The organism is Bacteroidota bacterium, from assembly GCA_008933805.1.
Lineage (GTDB): Bacteria > Bacteroidota > Bacteroidia > UBA8524 > UBA8524 > SB11.
Map to the genome: position 1 here is coordinate 1 of WBUH01000017.1, position 14,102 is coordinate 14,102.

Sequence of the window (14,102 nt, forward strand, 5' to 3'; positions counted from 1 at the left end):
GTATAGCAGACCATCTTAAAGGCCTGAGCAATCTATCAGAGAACAATTTTGCCACAAAGACACTAAGACGCAAAGTAAATAGCGCCTTAGTGTCTTTGTGGCATTTTATAGAAAAGCCAATTGAATTTTTAAAAATTAATTTTCAATAAGTTTTGAAAATACAAAAATATACTTACCTTTGATGTGTGATTTGAACAGGGCAATTGGCCCTTTTTTAAAGTTATAAATTTTCAAATGTTTTTGAAAGTTAAATAAAATGATTTCACTTAACCTCACCGGATACCTGATTTACCTGCCCATCACATTTTACATTACGTTTTATGTGGGCGGGGTGCTGTATCGAAGCGGTGAAGCCTTTTTAGCCGACATTTTTGAGGGTAATGCCGCCTTGGGTCATGCTTATAACACATTCCTACTCACGGGCTATTACCTCCTCAACTTAGGCTATGCTACGGTTTCCATCACTTGGTGGAATGCGATTGAAACTACCGGTCAACTGGTTAATGAACTGGCTTTGCGTTTGGGGGTCATTATTATGGTACTAGGCATCATCCACTACTTTAATATGTATGCCTTTTGGCGGTTTGCACCCAAACTAAAAGAATTGTACGAGAACCTTAATAAATCATCAACTTAATAATTATCAATCATGGATACTCCATTCATCGTTATCGCCTACAGTGTGTATTTACCCGTAACAATTATGCTTACGTATTACGTGGCCCGTGTATTGTTTAGCAACGGCAAGGTGTTTATGCTGGACATTTTCAGAGGGCGGGAGGAGATTGCCTTTGCAACCAACAAACTGTTTCAGGTCGGGTTTTACCTGCTCAATATCGGGTTTGCTTTGCTGATGCTGAAAGCCGAAACAGGAGTGTATAACACACAAGGTTTGTTTGAAATACTGAGTTTGAAAGTTGGACGTTTCTCAATATACTTAGGTTTGATGTTGTTTGCTAATTTGTACTTGTTCTTTAGGGGCAAACGTAAATCAAAAGAAAACCAGTTGAGGGCTGAAGGTAAATTGGTTGAACCCAAACCCGAAGAATGAGACAGACCCCGTTACATCTAACCAAAGTATGTTTTAATTGATATAAAGCCAACCGTTACACAAGCCCAAAGACACAAAAAGTTCCGTGTCTTTGGGCTTGTGTGTTAACGATAAAAACAGCCATTGCTGCAACAAATTGCCTGAGGAAACGGTCAATAGTGTTGAAAATCAGCAAATCAGGTTAACTTTGTTTAAACACTATGAAAAAACTATTTACCTTATTAACAGCCGCATTTAGTGTAAGTGCATTGAGTGCTCAGATAACCATCACCAAAAGCGATATGCCTGTTGCGGGAGATAGCTTTCAGTACATGACTGTTCAACCGATTGGAGCAGGTGTAAACGTAAACAACACAGGCGCTAACACTATTTGGAATTTTACAAATCTTACCAAAAACGATAGTACAATGGTTAGGTATTATCGTTCAGCACAAACCCCTTATTCGTTTTACTTTTTAAACACTATGGGGCAAAAAATTGCCGATGATTTGGGCTTCGGTCAGTTTTCGTTTCAAGATGTGTATTCATTTTACAAAGCAACCAACACGGGTTTTACGGCTGAAGGAATAGGCTTCAAGTTCAGTAGTATTCCCTTGGCAGGTTTTTATACTGAAGAGGATTATATCTATAGGTTTCCGCTTACTTATGGAAAAACCGACAGCGGAGATTTTAGAGTGGTGGTTCAAATACCCGGCTTGGGCAAATACTCACAGAGCGGAACACGTAAAAACTATGTTGACGGCTGGGGCAAAATAACGTTACCAAACGGCAATCCGCTGGATTGTATCAGGGTGAAATCAGTACTTACACAAACCGATTCAATATCAGTAACACAACCCTTTCCGGTTTCGTTTGGGTTTCCATCCAGCCGTGTAGAATATAAATGGCTTACCAAAACCGATAAGGTACCTGTATTAGAATTAAGCGGTACGGAGTTAATGGGCAATTTTACACCTACATCTGTTCGTTATCGCAGTCAATCAAAAACCGGCGGCGGTGGGGGTAATGTAAGTGTTAGTGAAGTACAAGAAAACAAAGTAAGGGTATATCCTAACCCTGCTTCTGACAAGTTGATAATAACACTTCCTGATTACGGAACAACCCATGTGAAGTTGTTTACCATGGAGGCAAAAGAAATCAATGTTCAGTTTAACCGCAGTGCTGCGGGAATAGAACTGGATGTAACCAACATACCTGTTGGAAGCTATATGGTATTTGCCAATAGCGGCAATGAGATTGTTTGGGAAAAGTTTACCATAAACCGGTAATACAGCTTTGACTTTTATAAATGAAAAGGAGGGGACTACCCCTCCTTTTTTATTGTTGGGGGTAGGTAACCACATCAACATTTACCCCATTAGGGTCGGTAAGGGTAAAGTGACGCTCACCCCACTCCTCATTGCGAATGTCTAACGTTATAGGAATGTTTAAAGCCTTTATGCGTTCATACTCAGCATCCACATTTTCTACTTCCACAATCAGATAAATACCCTGTCCTGTAAAGGGTTTATGAAAGATAGGGTTTTGTGTAGGATGATTGGGTAACAAAAAGCTGATTTCAGCATTTTTTGCAGGGGTTTCAAGCACAGCATAAAACTCGTTTTCAAAACGAACTTTGCAACCAAATGCAGTGCTATAAAAAGCAATGCTTTCTTGCATTTTTTCTGTAATAATTCCGGTGTTCAGTATCATAGTTTTCTTTTTTTTTGGGATTATTCAATTCCTACTTGTATCAGGGTAATCATACTTTCAGGGGCATCCAAATCAGAGTGGATATAAATCTCTCGGTTTTTGTAGGTAGGCGTTAAACCATTCTGACCCATATAGCCAAACAGTTTACCGTATGTTTCGGGGATTTTTGTCCACTCGCCTTCGTGTATCGCCCATACGCACTTAAATTCTTCAGTGCTTTTAGTGGCAAATTCGCCCGTGTAATTCTCTGGGAATGCTTCAACAGGTATTGCAATTTCAAGTGAGAATAATTGAGCTTCATCGCCAGTAAATCCATCATAGAGCCAATAGGGAGGACCTACAATGCGCATATTGTTTTTAAGCGCATCAGCGTACAAACGATCGGCAATTACCCCAACGTATTGGGCAAGGTCTGTTACCTTAGTTTCAGTGCTGTAATAAAGCAGATTAATAGGGTTGATTATTTTAGTTTGCATAGTGTTATAGTTTGTAGATGCAAACCAACTACGCCTGTATGACAACCCTATGTCAACAGGGTTGAATGAATATGAAAATACATCTGTATCGGGTTGAAAACCAATACTATTAAATTACACTTCTTAAATAAATTAACCGGCTAAAACGGGTTCGTTAATTTCTGAGTGATAATGGGCATACACCTCTGCTGCCATTTTCTTGGTGAGTTCTTTTAATGAATCAGGATACAACGGGGTAACTTCGTTCCCGAAGCCAAGCAACCAGCTGGCAACGCCTGCGGATACCTCACACATAAACGTCATATCAGTGGTGTCTTCTCCGCGTTTCTCATCCACAAAGCCAAAATAGTATTTCTGCTCACCCACAAAACGAAGCATATTGTTGGTAAACCGTATCACAATCTTCTCAATGTTTTTGGGCTTCATGAATTTTTCAAAATGGTGTTGCAGGCCATCAAAAGCTTCTTTCTCAAAAAACTCGTCAGTGGTATGCATACTTTTAATGCGGTCGGTACGGAAATCACGGAAATCGTGCCGAAGCCTGCACCAGCCAATTAAGTGCCAGTGGCCGCTGTAAAAACACAAGCCGTGTGGTTCAATTTTCCGTATAGAGGTTTTGTTGTTGTGAAACGAGTAATACTCCACCTCAAGCACCCGCTGGTGGGCAAGTGCATCCTGTATGTCGGCTACAAAATGATTGGGAAAACCCTCGGGATGTTTTAATTGTTTGTATACTACAATAGATGAATCCAGTTTTTCAAGATATTCCTTCTCGTTGCCGCGAAGCACAGCACGTATTTTCTTCATTGCAGCACTGTAGGGCTGTGATATCGAACTGTCAGATAATTTCTCAAGCAGTTTTTCGCCCGTAAGCAAAGCCGCAGCTTCTTGTTTGCTAAAAATAACAGGCGGCAGATGATAGCCTTCTGCGATAAAATATCCAACACCCGGTTCAGCTCCAATAGGCACGCCTGCCTCTTCTAAGGCTCTTATATCACGGTACACTGTGCGCACACTTATCTCAAAGCGATTGGCAATCTCTTCGGCTTTCACTATCCGCTTACTTTGCAGATGTATCAATGTGGCTACAAGTCGGTCAATGCGGTTCATAGTTTACCAATAACAAACAACTCATCGTTCTCCACAAATCTAAGCCCTTTTTCATCATCCCCTGCAAGTTGTATCATAGCTTTTGCAACCGTGGCCGAGGGTATTGCCTTATACCGTTTTAGTTTTCCTACAAACAGCGGGTTAAATAGTGTCATTATCCATTTGCCTATCAACTCGCCAAACCTTGTTTCTTCCCTTTTGCCCAACAATAATGATGGTCTCACAAAAACAGTTTTATCAATGCCTAAAGCCGCAATGTCTTCTTCCATTTGCCCTTTGGTGCGTATATAAAAGTTACTGCTGTTTGCGATAGCTCCAACAGAGGATATGGTTACCATGCACGGGATGGCATTACGCTTTGCAATTTTGGCCAGTGAAACGGGTAATTCATAATCCACTCGTTTAAAAGCTTCTTGCGAACCTGCCTTTCTAATGGTAGTGCCCAAGCAACAAAACAACACATCGCCGCGTATTTCATTTTGTATCAGCTCAGGGTCACGCAAAGGGTTTACCAACTCTTTTAACTTTGGGTGTTCCTTTCCTGTACTTGCCCGCACAATTATCTTAACAGTCCCGTAGTCAGGATGTGCCAGCAAGTAATCCGTGAGCAGGGCACCGGTTTGTCCGGTAGCGCCAAAAACAAGGGCGGTTTTCATTACTAACAAATATAAAAGGTATTATACACCTTACTGAAAACTTTTGACGAACGGATACCATTTATAAAATAAAAGCAGTGCAGTATTTTTGTAAGTGTATATAATGCTTGAAATAATAACTACCGCCGATGGTTCGTCAAGTTTGTATCATCCTGATTTGAACGAAACCTATCATTCTCGTAACGGTGCATTGGCCGAGTCGATGCACGTGTACATTGATGCTGGTTTTTCCTATTTGTTACAACGGGGAGAAAAAGCTGTGAATATTTTTGAGATGGGTTTTGGTACTGGGTTAAATGCGGCACTTACTTATAAACAATGGACACACAATAAAAATGTGCTTGTTAATTATACCACTATCGAAAAGTACCCGGTGCCTATTGAGATTGCTGTGCAGTTGAAATACGACGGAATAACCGACGAACCGGAAATATCAAAAGCTTATGCCGAAATGCACCAATCGGCTTGGGGCAGTTGGTTTAATTTAGCAACAGGTTTTGATGTGATAAAAGTTGAGGGGGATATCACTCAATATCATCACAAGGGACATTATAACCTTGTTTATTTTGATGCTTTTGCGCCCTCAAAACAGGCTGAGGTTTGGCAAACAGAAATTCTTGAAAGCCTTGTGGCAGCAATGGATAGGGGAGGGGTGCTGGTTACCTATTGCGCAAAGGGACAGTTTAAAAGAACCCTTAAAGCGCTGGGGTTACAAGTAGAAGCATTACCCGGACCGGCAGGTAAAAAACAAATTACCCGGGCACACAAGTAACCAAAAAACTATACATCCTTTGGTATAAGTGGGGTAAAAAGTTTTTTTGCATTTAGATTAAATATATATATTCGACGGTAGAATATTAACTACCGAAAAACTAAACACACACGCAAGCATGAAAGTTCTAAAAGCAGTATTTATAATCCTTATTGTTTTAGCAGCCTTACTAGTAATAGTTGGCTTGTTTATGCCTTCAAAATTCAGCACTGAGCGTTCATTAGTAATTAATGCACCCCAGGAGCAAATTTTTGAGCAAATAAATAATCTTAAGAACTGGAATAATTGGAATGCTTGGAACAAAACAGATCCTAACTGGCAGGTAACATACAGCGAAGCACTTTCAGGTGTAGGGGCATCATACTCATGGGTAAGCCAAAACGAACAGATTGGCAAGGGTAAGGTTACTATCACCAAATCAGAACCGATGAGTGTTGTGGATGGTACCATGGAGTTTGAAGGAATGAATCCCGCAAAAATCTATCATAAACTTGAGCCACAAGACGGCGGCATAAAAGTTACCATGGGTATTGAATCAGATTTGGGAAATAATATACTTATTAAATATATGTTTGGTTTGTGGGGTGATAAAATGGTAGGCGGAAACTACGAGAAGTCGTTGCAAACACTTAACGATTATATTAAAGCTAATCCTCCTGCACCACAAGCACCGGCAGAACCTGCTGCTAATGATACTGCGCATAACCACGATAGTAGTGCTGCTACCCAACCGGCGCATTAATACGAAACAAGATTTAACCTATAATAAAAAGCCGCTTATTGCGGCTTTTTTGTTGTATTGATACCGTTGTTTACTAAGTAAACCCCTGCAAGGGTTAATACGGTAGATATGGCTATCTTAAAAGTCAGTTGTTCATTAAGAAAGTACCACCCTAAAAATACAGCTACAATGGTATTGATGTGTGAGTACATTGAAACTGTTGTTGCAGGTAGTTTATTCAGCACATACATAAAGCAGCCGTATGCCACTATTGAGCCAAATATAATAAGGTAGGCAAGTGCCCAAAGTGCATCACTGCTAACAACGTTTAGTTTTGAAAATTCACCCGAAAAAAAGGCAAACGGCAGCAAAAACAATCCGGCAGTAACCATTTGCCAACCTGAAAACTGTAAAGAGTGGAGCGTAATGGTAGCTGTTTTACGGTAAACCGCTCCATAACCCCAGCACACTATTGCAATAAACATAGCCAGCAGGCTCCATCTAAAATCCTCGCTTTTCAGCAAATCAAGCTTTTCATAAAATATAAATAGCTGCCCTACAAAGCCCAACAGTATACCTGTAATTACCTTAGCATTCGGTTTGCTTTGTCCCAAAGCCCAGCTAAAAAAGAAAACCGCAAACGGAAAAGTTGCGCTGATAATAGCAGTGAGTCCGCTGCTCACAAATTGCTGTGCCCAAACCAATAATCCGTTTCCAATACCCAACATAAGCAACGACATTATAATAATGTGCTTAAACTGGTCTTTAGGAGGTAGCGGGTATTTACGGATAAAGAAATAGGTGAGGATTAATGTTCCGGCTATCAAATGCCTTAAACTGGCAAACAACATTGGGGGGAAGCTCTTTATGCCCACCCCTATAGCCAAGTAAGTTGTGCCCCAAAAGAAGGCTACGCATGCAAAAGCACCCCATGCTTTTGCACTATCATTAACTGCCATTAGTTTATTAAAGGCTCAAAAGTAAATTTAATTTACCGTCCCTCAAAAAAACACACCAATTATAATACCTGTTTGCACTACCTTTGTTAGCTTTTTTACAATGCACAGCAAGTTCTATTTAGCTAAACAGTTAAATATGCGTAAAGAAAATTTAAAAATTTTATGTAGTGTGTTGTATTTGGGCAAAATAAGGCATACCTTTGCCGTCCTTTTAAAATAGAATAATTGTAGATAAAATATGCCAACTATACAGCAGCTGGTAAGAAAAGGCAGAAAAACCATAGAGTTTAAGAGTAAATCTCCTGCCCTAGATTCTTGCCCCCAACGCAGGGGTGTTTGTACCCGTGTTTATACCACAACTCCTAAAAAACCAAACTCGGCAATGCGTAAAGTTGCCCGTGTAAGGTTATCACACGGTAAAGAGGTGAACGCGTACATACCCGGCGAAGGACACAATTTGCAAGAGCACTCGATAGTATTGGTACGTGGCGGTAGGGTAAAAGATCTTCCCGGTGTACGTTACCACATCGTGCGTGGCGCATTGGATACAGCCGGTGTTGAAGGCCGTAACCAACGTCGTAGTAAATACGGAACTAAGAAACCAAAACCCGGACAAGCTCCCGCAGCTAAAGGTAAAGGCAAAAAATAATAGCACTTTAAGGCAATGAGAAAAACCAAAGCGAAGAAAAGAATATTGGCGCCAGACCCCCAGTATAACGATATATTGGTGACCCGCTTTATAAACAACATGATGTATGATGGCAAAAAACAACTTGCCTTTGCATTGTTTTATAAAGCTTTAGAAATCGTTGAAGGCAAAATTCAAGAGAGGGGTATCGACGTATGGAAGAAAGCCCTAAACAACGTAATGCCATCAGTAGAAGTTAAAGCCCGCAGGGTGGGTGGTGCTACATTCCAAATTCCTATTGAAGTGCCCGCAGAAAGGAAAATAGTGCAAGGCATGAAGTGGATGATTGAGTACTCACGCAAACGCAACGAGAAATCATATCCCGAAAAACTAGCTGCTGAAATTATTGCCGCTTCAAAAGGTGAAGGTGCTTCAGTGAAGAAAAGGGACGACACACACCGTATGGCTGAAGCAAACAAAGCTTTCTCACATTTCAGGGTGTAAGATATTTAGTAACAAAAAAAATTAAAATACAACAATAAAAATTTATGTCACGCGACTTAAAATACGTTAGGAACATCGGTATCGCTGCTCACATTGATGCCGGTAAAACAACTACTACAGAACGTATTTTGTATTATGCCGGTGTAAACCACAAGATTGGTGAAGTACACGATGGCGCAGCCACTATGGACTGGATGGTACAAGAACAAGAAAGAGGTATCACCATTACTTCGGCTGCTACTACTGTATTTTGGAACTACCTTGACAACAAATACCAAATTAACATTATCGATACTCCCGGTCACGTGGATTTTACCGTTGAGGTAAACCGCTCACTTAGGGTATTGGATGGTTTGGTGTTTTTGTTTAGCGCAGTTGATGGTGTTGAGCCTCAATCTGAAACTAACTGGCGTTTGGCTAACAACTATAACGTTGCCCGTATCGGTTTCGTTAACAAAATGGATCGTGCCGGTGCTGACTTTTTAGCTGTTGTTAAACAAGTTCGTGATATGTTGGGTAGCAATGCAATTCCTTTGCAATTACCCATCGGTGCTGAAGATGAGTTTACAGGTGTTGTTGATTTGATCAACTTCCGTGGTATGGTGTGGAACGAACACGACAAAGGTATGACCTATGAAGTAGTTCCTATCCCTGCTGATATGGTAGATGAAGCTACTGAATGGCGCGAAAAATTATTGGAAGCCGTATCTGAATACGACGACCGTTTGATGGAGAAATTCTTTGATGATCCTACATCAATCACCGAGCGTGAAATTTTGGATGCTCTTCGCAAAGCTACTCTAGATATGAAAATCGTTCCTATGGTGTGCGGTTCATCATTCAAAAACAAAGGTGTGCAAACAATGCTTGACCTTGTTATGGAATTGATGCCTAGCCCACTTGATAGGGACAACGTTAAAGGTACTGACCCTGATACCGGTGCTGAAATTTCGTTTAAGCCTAGCGAAAGCGAACCATTTTCTGCTCTAGCGTTCAAAATTGCCACTGACCCTTATGTAGGCCGTTTGTGCTTCATTCGTGTGTACTCTGGTGTTTTGACTGCCGGGTCATACGTTTACAATACTCGTTCAGGTAACAAAGAGCGTATCTCACGTATATTCCAAATGCACGCCAACAAACAAAATCCAATCGATAAATTGGGTGCTGGTGATATTGGTGCTGCTGTTGGTTTTAAAGATATCAAAACAGGTGATACTCTTTGCGACGAAAGCCGCAAAATTGTATTGGAAGCAATGGATTTCCCAGAGCCTGTTATCGGGTTGGCAATTGAGCCTAAAACTCAGGCCGACGTTGATAAACTAGGTGTAGCTTTGGCTAAACTAACTGAAGAAGATCCTACTTTCCGTGCACAAACCGATCAAGATACAGGTCAAACCATCGTATCAGGTATGGGTGAATTGCACTTGGAAATTATCCTTGACCGCTTGAAACGTGAATTCAAAGTAGAGTGTAACCAAGGTGCTCCTCAGGTAGCATACAAAGAAGCTATCACCGGTAACTATACTCACCGCGAGGTTTACAAAAAACAATCAGGTGGTCGTGGTAAATTCGCTGATATCATGTTCGAAGTGATGCCTGCTGATGCTGATCACAAAGGTGGTTTGCAATTTGTAAACGAAATCGTTGGTGGTTCTATCCCCAAAGAATTTATACCCGCAGTACAAAAAGGTTTTGCTGCAGCAATGTCAAATGGTGTATTAGCAGGTTACCCTGTAGATAGCCTTAAAGTTCGCTTGTTTGACGGTTCATTCCACGCAGTTGACTCGGATTCGTTGTCATTTGAATTGGCAGCTAAAATGGGTTACAAAGACGCGTGTGCAAAAGCAAGGCCAGTACTACTAGAACCTATTATGAAATTGGAGGTAATTACTCCTGAAGAGTACATGGGTGATGTAATGGGTGATTTGAACAAACGCCGCGGACAAATGGAAGGTGTTGATACTCGTGCCGGTGCACAGGTTATCAAAGCTAAAGTTCCCCTTTCAGAAATGTTTGGTTATGTAACAACTTTGCGTACCATCACTTCAGGTCGTGCTACCTCAACTATGGAGTTCTCTCATTACGAAGAAGCTCCTCGTAACGTAACTGAGGAAGTATTGGCAAAAGTTAAAGGAAAATCAGTAAACGCTTAATAAGCTTAGTATAACAATGGTAAGCCAAAAGATAAGAATAAAGTTAAAATCATACGACTACAACCTGGTGGATAAGTCGGCTGAAAAAATCGTGAAGACGGTTAAGAGCACAGGCGCTGTAGTTAGCGGGCCAATACCCCTTCCTACCGAAAAGAAAATATTTACTGTGCTACGCTCTCCCCACGTAAACAAAAAAGCGCGCGAACAATTTCAAGTATGCTCTTACAAAAGATTGCTTGATATTTACAGCTCAACCGCAAAAACTGTAGATGCCCTGATGAAGTTAGAACTTCCCAGCGGTGTAGATGTGGAAATTAAAGTTTGATAGCACAATGTTAGGACTAATAGGAAAAAAAGTAGGAATGACCAGCATTTTTACCGAAGATGGTAAGAATGTAGCCTGTACAGTAATTGAGGCTGGCCCTTGCGTAGTAACTCAGGTGAAAAGCAAAGAAACCGACGGTTACAACGCAGTACAAATGGCTTATGGCGAGAAAAACGAAAAGCACACTACCAAGGCTATGCAAGGCCACTTTAAAAAAGCAGGTACTACGCCAAAAGCAAAACTTGCTGAATTTAAAGGTATTGACAAAGACCTTGAGCATGATATGAAACCCGGTGAAGTACTTACTGTTGATATTTTTCACGAAGGTGAATTTGTTGACGTAATCGGTACCTCTAAAGGTAAAGGTTTCCAAGGTGTTGTTAAACGCCACGGATTTAGCGGGGTTGGTATGGCTACTCACGGTCAGCACAACAGGTTGCGTGCTCCCGGTTCATTGGGTGCATCATCGTTCCCTTCAAAAGTATTCAAGGGTATGCGCATGGCAGGCCGCACAGGTGGCAGCAGGGTATTGAGCATTAACCTTGTGGTAGTGAAAGTAATTAAAGAACATAACCTATTGGTACTTAAGGGTACAGTGCCCGGTGCCAAAGGTTCATACGTAATAGTAGAGAGATAAAATGGAACTTAGTGTATTAAACATACAAGGTGCAGATACCGGAAGAAAAGTTGTACTAAGCGACGCTATTTTCGGTATAGAGCCAAACGATCACGCTATATACTTAGACGTGAAGCAGTTTTTGGCTAACCAACGCCAAGGAACACACAAAACCAAAGAGCGTTGGGAAATTAACCGCACTACCAAAAAGCTTAAAAGGCAAAAAGGTACAGGCGGAGCCCGTGCGGGTAGTATGAAATCTCCATTGTTTCGTGGTGGTGGACGTATTTTCGGTCCTAAACCTCGCGACTACGGTTTCAAACTAAACAAAAAAGTTAAACAATTGGCTCGTAAGTCAGCATTAGCTCACAAAGCTAAGTTGAATGAGATTGTAGTAGTTGAAGATTTCAACCTACAAAACCCAAAGACTAAAGACTTTGTAAACATTCTTGCAAATCTTAAGCTAGCCGATAAAAAAGCTGTTTTTGTTCTACCTGAGGTAAACAATAATGTAGTTCTTTCAAGCCGTAACATACCCAACTCAAAAGTGGTATTAGCTTCTGATTTGAACACATACAGCATATTGGACAACCAAAGCCTTGTGCTGGCTGAAAACTCAGTAAAAGTTTTGGAAAATATACTTAGCAGTAAATAATTGGAGGAAAGAACATGAGCAGTATATTAAAAAAGCCCCTGATTACAGAAAAAAGCCAGGTTGCTACCGATAAGCTTAAGAAATATGGTTTTGTAGTTGAAAAACAAGCTACTAAAGACCAAATCAAAGCTGAAATTGAAAAATTGTACAGTGTTGAGGTTGAAGCCGTAAACACTATGATATATGCAGGCAAAGCAAAAGCCAAATACACCAAAAAAGGTGTTTTTGCCGGGCGCACTCCTGCCTTTAAAAAAGCATTTGTTACACTTAAAGAGGGTCAACATATCGACTTCTTTGAAAACGTATAAGTAAGATGGCAGTAAAGAGATTAAGCCCCGTAACCCCCGGTACCCGTTTTAGGGTAGCTAACGCTTTCAGCGAGCTTACTACAGGAAACAATCCTGAGAAAAGCCTGATTGCTCCCAAAAAATCATCGGGCGGTCGTAACAATCAAGGTAAGATGACCATGCGCTATATGGGTGGCGGTCACAAACAAAAGTATAGGATAATTGATTTTAAACGCGATAAACAAAACATTGCTGCTGAAGTAATGACGGTTGAGTATGATCCAAACCGTACTTGTTTTATCTCTCTAGTTCAATATGCCGATGGCGAAAAACGTTACATCATTGCCCCTAAAGGTATTGTTGTAGGCCAAAAAGTAAATGCTGGCCGTGGCGTATCACCTGATACCGGTAACACCCTATATATCGAAGAAATTCCTCTTGGTAGCACAATTCACAACATTGAGTTGCGCCCAGGCCAAGGAGCTAAAATATGCCGCAGCGCAGGCTCATCAGCCCAACTATTGGCACGTGATGGTAAATATGCTACTATCAAATTACCTTCAGGCGAAACCCGCATGATATTGGTAGCTTGTATGGCAACCATTGGTTCAGTATCAAACCCCGACCACAACCAAGTGGTATTAGGTAAAGCTGGTCGCAAACGTTGGTTAGGCCGTCGTCCTCGTAACCGAGGCGTATCTATGAACCCTGTTGATCACCCAATGGGTGGTGGTGAAGGTAGGGCTTCAGGTGGTCATCCACGTTCACGCAAAGGCTTGTTAGCTAAGGGTTATAAGACACGTCATCCCAAAAAGGCGTCAAGTAAATACATTTTAGAAAGAAGAAAGAAATAAGGTAATATACTATGGCACGTTCACTTAAAAAAGGACCTTTTGTAGACTGGAAATTGGAGCGCAAAGTGTTTCAAATGACAGAAGGCAAAAAGAAATCAGTAATCAAAACATGGTCTCGCCGCAGCATGATTACACCTGATTTCGTAGGCCACACTTTTGCCGTTCATAATGGCAATAAGTTTATCCCCGTATATGTTACCGAAAACATGGTAGGCCACAAGTTGGGTGAATTTGCACCCACCCGTACATTTAAGACTCACCCTGTTAAGTAATAAATAGCAAGAGAAACCAATGGAAGCAGTAGCAAAATTGAATAATTGCCCAGTATCACCCCGTAAAATGAGGTTGCTTGCCAACCAAATCAGGGGGATGCAGGTTGAGAAGGCGCTAAACACCTTGAAATTCAACCAAAGGCGCCAATATGCCATCAGGCTAGAAAAGTTGCTTTTATCTGCAATAAACAACTGGGAAAAGAAAAACGACCGCGTTGTAGATAGCAGCCTTTTCATCAAAACCGTTTTTGTTGACGGTGGTCCGATGATGAAACGCATAAGCCCAGCTCCTCAAGGAAGGGCATACAGGATTAGAAAGAGATCTAATCACGTAACATTAATTGTTGACTCTAAAGAAGATAAGAACTAAT

The 14,102-nt window shown here is 41.0% G+C and carries 20 protein-coding genes; 15 read left to right on the plus strand and 5 right to left on the minus strand.

The features are described from left to right. The first annotated feature begins 256 nt into the window (after positions 1 to 256). From F9K23_14970 to F9K23_14980, 3 genes are all read left to right on the plus strand, one after another. The gene (locus F9K23_14970; protein ID KAB2914012.1) at positions 257 to 637 is read left to right on the plus strand and encodes a hypothetical protein; all 381 of its coding nucleotides are present in this window, start codon (positions 257 to 259) and stop codon (positions 635 to 637) included. 12 nt (positions 638 to 649) lie between these two features. Beyond that, positions 650 to 1,051, plus strand: a complete 402-nt coding sequence (locus tag F9K23_14975) for a hypothetical protein (GenBank protein ID KAB2914013.1) — start codon at positions 650 to 652, stop codon at positions 1,049 to 1,051. 200 nt (positions 1,052 to 1,251) lie between these two features. Beyond that, positions 1,252 to 2,319, plus strand: a complete 1,068-nt coding sequence (locus F9K23_14980) for a T9SS type A sorting domain-containing protein (GenBank protein KAB2914014.1) — start codon at positions 1,252 to 1,254, stop codon at positions 2,317 to 2,319. A 49-nt stretch (positions 2,320 to 2,368) separates the two neighbouring features. Here F9K23_14980 and F9K23_14985 read toward each other — a convergent pair whose 3' ends face one another. From F9K23_14985 to F9K23_15000, 4 genes are all read right to left on the minus strand, one after another. Then, positions 2,369 to 2,743 (minus strand): glyoxalase, encoded by a 375-nt coding sequence (locus F9K23_14985; protein KAB2914015.1) that lies wholly within the window; start codon positions 2,741 to 2,743, stop codon positions 2,369 to 2,371. Between the two features lie 20 nt (positions 2,744 to 2,763). Further along, on the minus strand, positions 2,764 to 3,219 hold the full coding sequence (locus F9K23_14990; GenBank protein ID KAB2914016.1) for a GyrI-like domain-containing protein: 456 nt from the start codon (positions 3,217 to 3,219) through the stop codon (positions 2,764 to 2,766). 132 nt (positions 3,220 to 3,351) lie between these two features. After that, complete coding sequence (locus tag F9K23_14995; protein ID KAB2914017.1) at positions 3,352 to 4,329, minus strand: YafY family transcriptional regulator; 978 nt, start codon at positions 4,327 to 4,329, stop codon at positions 3,352 to 3,354. Continuing rightward, the gene (locus tag F9K23_15000) at positions 4,326 to 4,985 is read right to left on the minus strand and encodes an NAD(P)H-binding protein (protein KAB2914018.1); all 660 of its coding nucleotides are present in this window, start codon (positions 4,983 to 4,985) and stop codon (positions 4,326 to 4,328) included. Before F9K23_15000 ends, F9K23_14995 begins: the two co-directional genes overlap by 4 nt. Before the next feature lie 103 nt (positions 4,986 to 5,088). Here F9K23_15000 and mnmD point away from each other — a divergent pair, with 103 nt between their 5' ends. Then, complete coding sequence (gene mnmD / locus F9K23_15005; GenBank protein KAB2914019.1) at positions 5,089 to 5,757, plus strand: tRNA (5-methylaminomethyl-2-thiouridine)(34)-methyltransferase MnmD; 669 nt, start codon at positions 5,089 to 5,091, stop codon at positions 5,755 to 5,757. Positions 5,758 to 5,875: 118 nt separating this feature from the next. After that, a complete protein-coding gene (locus F9K23_15010; protein ID KAB2914020.1) occupies positions 5,876 to 6,499 on the plus strand; it encodes a hypothetical protein in 624 nt (207 codons plus the stop codon). Between the two features lie 35 nt (positions 6,500 to 6,534). On the opposite strand, the gene F9K23_15015 is transcribed toward F9K23_15010, so the two are convergent. After that, complete coding sequence (locus F9K23_15015; GenBank protein ID KAB2914021.1) at positions 6,535 to 7,437, minus strand: EamA family transporter; 903 nt, start codon at positions 7,435 to 7,437, stop codon at positions 6,535 to 6,537. A gap of 238 nt (positions 7,438 to 7,675) precedes the next feature. Here F9K23_15015 and F9K23_15020 point away from each other — a divergent pair, with 238 nt between their 5' ends. The 10 genes from F9K23_15020 to F9K23_15065 are packed head-to-tail and all read left to right on the plus strand — an operon-like array spanning position 7,676 to position 14,101. Further along, complete coding sequence (locus F9K23_15020) at positions 7,676 to 8,086, plus strand: 30S ribosomal protein S12 (protein KAB2914022.1); 411 nt, start codon at positions 7,676 to 7,678, stop codon at positions 8,084 to 8,086. A gap of 15 nt (positions 8,087 to 8,101) precedes the next feature. Further along, positions 8,102 to 8,569: a 30S ribosomal protein S7 gene (gene rpsG, locus F9K23_15025; GenBank protein ID KAB2914023.1), complete on the plus strand. Its 468-nt coding sequence runs from the start codon at positions 8,102 to 8,104 to the stop codon at positions 8,567 to 8,569. Positions 8,570 to 8,613: 44 nt separating this feature from the next. After that, entirely contained in the window at positions 8,614 to 10,722 is a 2,109-nt protein-coding gene (gene fusA / locus F9K23_15030) for an elongation factor G (GenBank protein ID KAB2914024.1), read from the plus strand. A 16-nt stretch (positions 10,723 to 10,738) separates the two neighbouring features. Beyond that, entirely contained in the window at positions 10,739 to 11,047 is a 309-nt protein-coding gene (gene rpsJ, locus F9K23_15035; protein ID KAB2914025.1) for a 30S ribosomal protein S10, read from the plus strand. A 7-nt stretch (positions 11,048 to 11,054) separates the two neighbouring features. Beyond that, the gene (locus F9K23_15040) at positions 11,055 to 11,684 is read left to right on the plus strand and encodes a 50S ribosomal protein L3 (GenBank protein KAB2914026.1); all 630 of its coding nucleotides are present in this window, start codon (positions 11,055 to 11,057) and stop codon (positions 11,682 to 11,684) included. A 1-nt stretch (position 11,685) separates the two neighbouring features. Continuing rightward, positions 11,686 to 12,318 (plus strand): 50S ribosomal protein L4, encoded by a 633-nt coding sequence (gene rplD / locus F9K23_15045; protein KAB2914027.1) that lies wholly within the window; start codon positions 11,686 to 11,688, stop codon positions 12,316 to 12,318. A 14-nt stretch (positions 12,319 to 12,332) separates the two neighbouring features. Next, positions 12,333 to 12,626: a 50S ribosomal protein L23 gene (locus F9K23_15050; protein ID KAB2914028.1), complete on the plus strand. Its 294-nt coding sequence runs from the start codon at positions 12,333 to 12,335 to the stop codon at positions 12,624 to 12,626. Positions 12,627 to 12,631: 5 nt separating this feature from the next. Further along, positions 12,632 to 13,459 (plus strand): 50S ribosomal protein L2, encoded by an 828-nt coding sequence (rplB, locus tag F9K23_15055; GenBank protein ID KAB2914029.1) that lies wholly within the window; start codon positions 12,632 to 12,634, stop codon positions 13,457 to 13,459. 11 nt (positions 13,460 to 13,470) lie between these two features. Further along, on the plus strand, positions 13,471 to 13,731 hold the full coding sequence (rpsS, locus tag F9K23_15060) for a 30S ribosomal protein S19 (GenBank protein KAB2914030.1): 261 nt from the start codon (positions 13,471 to 13,473) through the stop codon (positions 13,729 to 13,731). A gap of 19 nt (positions 13,732 to 13,750) precedes the next feature. Then, positions 13,751 to 14,101 (plus strand): 50S ribosomal protein L22, encoded by a 351-nt coding sequence (locus tag F9K23_15065; protein ID KAB2914031.1) that lies wholly within the window; start codon positions 13,751 to 13,753, stop codon positions 14,099 to 14,101. The last annotated feature ends 1 nt before the right edge of the window (position 14,102 follow it).

Excerpts from the sequence above, each read along its gene's own strand:
- F9K23_14970 (KAB2914012.1), top strand. The coding sequence starts at position 257 with ATGATTTCACTTAACCTCACCGGATACCTGATTTACCTGCCCATCACA.
- F9K23_14975 (KAB2914013.1), top strand. The coding sequence starts at position 650 with ATGGATACTCCATTCATCGTTATCGCCTACAGTGTGTATTTACCCGTA.
- F9K23_14980 (KAB2914014.1), top strand. The coding sequence starts at position 1,252 with ATGAAAAAACTATTTACCTTATTAACAGCCGCATTTAGTGTAAGTGCA.
- F9K23_14985 (KAB2914015.1), bottom strand. The coding sequence starts at position 2,743 with ATGATACTGAACACCGGAATTATTACAGAAAAAATGCAAGAAAGCATT.
- F9K23_14990 (KAB2914016.1), bottom strand. The coding sequence starts at position 3,219 with ATGCAAACTAAAATAATCAACCCTATTAATCTGCTTTATTACAGCACT.
- F9K23_14995 (KAB2914017.1), bottom strand. The coding sequence starts at position 4,329 with ATGAACCGCATTGACCGACTTGTAGCCACATTGATACATCTGCAAAGT.
- F9K23_15000 (KAB2914018.1), bottom strand. The coding sequence starts at position 4,985 with ATGAAAACCGCCCTTGTTTTTGGCGCTACCGGACAAACCGGTGCCCTG.
- mnmD (KAB2914019.1), top strand. The coding sequence starts at position 5,089 with ATGCTTGAAATAATAACTACCGCCGATGGTTCGTCAAGTTTGTATCAT.
- F9K23_15010 (KAB2914020.1), top strand. The coding sequence starts at position 5,876 with ATGAAAGTTCTAAAAGCAGTATTTATAATCCTTATTGTTTTAGCAGCC.
- F9K23_15015 (KAB2914021.1), bottom strand. The coding sequence starts at position 7,437 with ATGGCAGTTAATGATAGTGCAAAAGCATGGGGTGCTTTTGCATGCGTA.
- F9K23_15020 (KAB2914022.1), top strand. The coding sequence starts at position 7,676 with ATGCCAACTATACAGCAGCTGGTAAGAAAAGGCAGAAAAACCATAGAG.
- rpsG (KAB2914023.1), top strand. The coding sequence starts at position 8,102 with ATGAGAAAAACCAAAGCGAAGAAAAGAATATTGGCGCCAGACCCCCAG.
- fusA (KAB2914024.1), top strand. The coding sequence starts at position 8,614 with ATGTCACGCGACTTAAAATACGTTAGGAACATCGGTATCGCTGCTCAC.
- rpsJ (KAB2914025.1), top strand. The coding sequence starts at position 10,739 with ATGGTAAGCCAAAAGATAAGAATAAAGTTAAAATCATACGACTACAAC.
- F9K23_15040 (KAB2914026.1), top strand. The coding sequence starts at position 11,055 with ATGTTAGGACTAATAGGAAAAAAAGTAGGAATGACCAGCATTTTTACC.
- rplD (KAB2914027.1), top strand. The coding sequence starts at position 11,686 with ATGGAACTTAGTGTATTAAACATACAAGGTGCAGATACCGGAAGAAAA.
- F9K23_15050 (KAB2914028.1), top strand. The coding sequence starts at position 12,333 with ATGAGCAGTATATTAAAAAAGCCCCTGATTACAGAAAAAAGCCAGGTT.
- rplB (KAB2914029.1), top strand. The coding sequence starts at position 12,632 with ATGGCAGTAAAGAGATTAAGCCCCGTAACCCCCGGTACCCGTTTTAGG.
- rpsS (KAB2914030.1), top strand. The coding sequence starts at position 13,471 with ATGGCACGTTCACTTAAAAAAGGACCTTTTGTAGACTGGAAATTGGAG.
- F9K23_15065 (KAB2914031.1), top strand. The coding sequence starts at position 13,751 with ATGGAAGCAGTAGCAAAATTGAATAATTGCCCAGTATCACCCCGTAAA.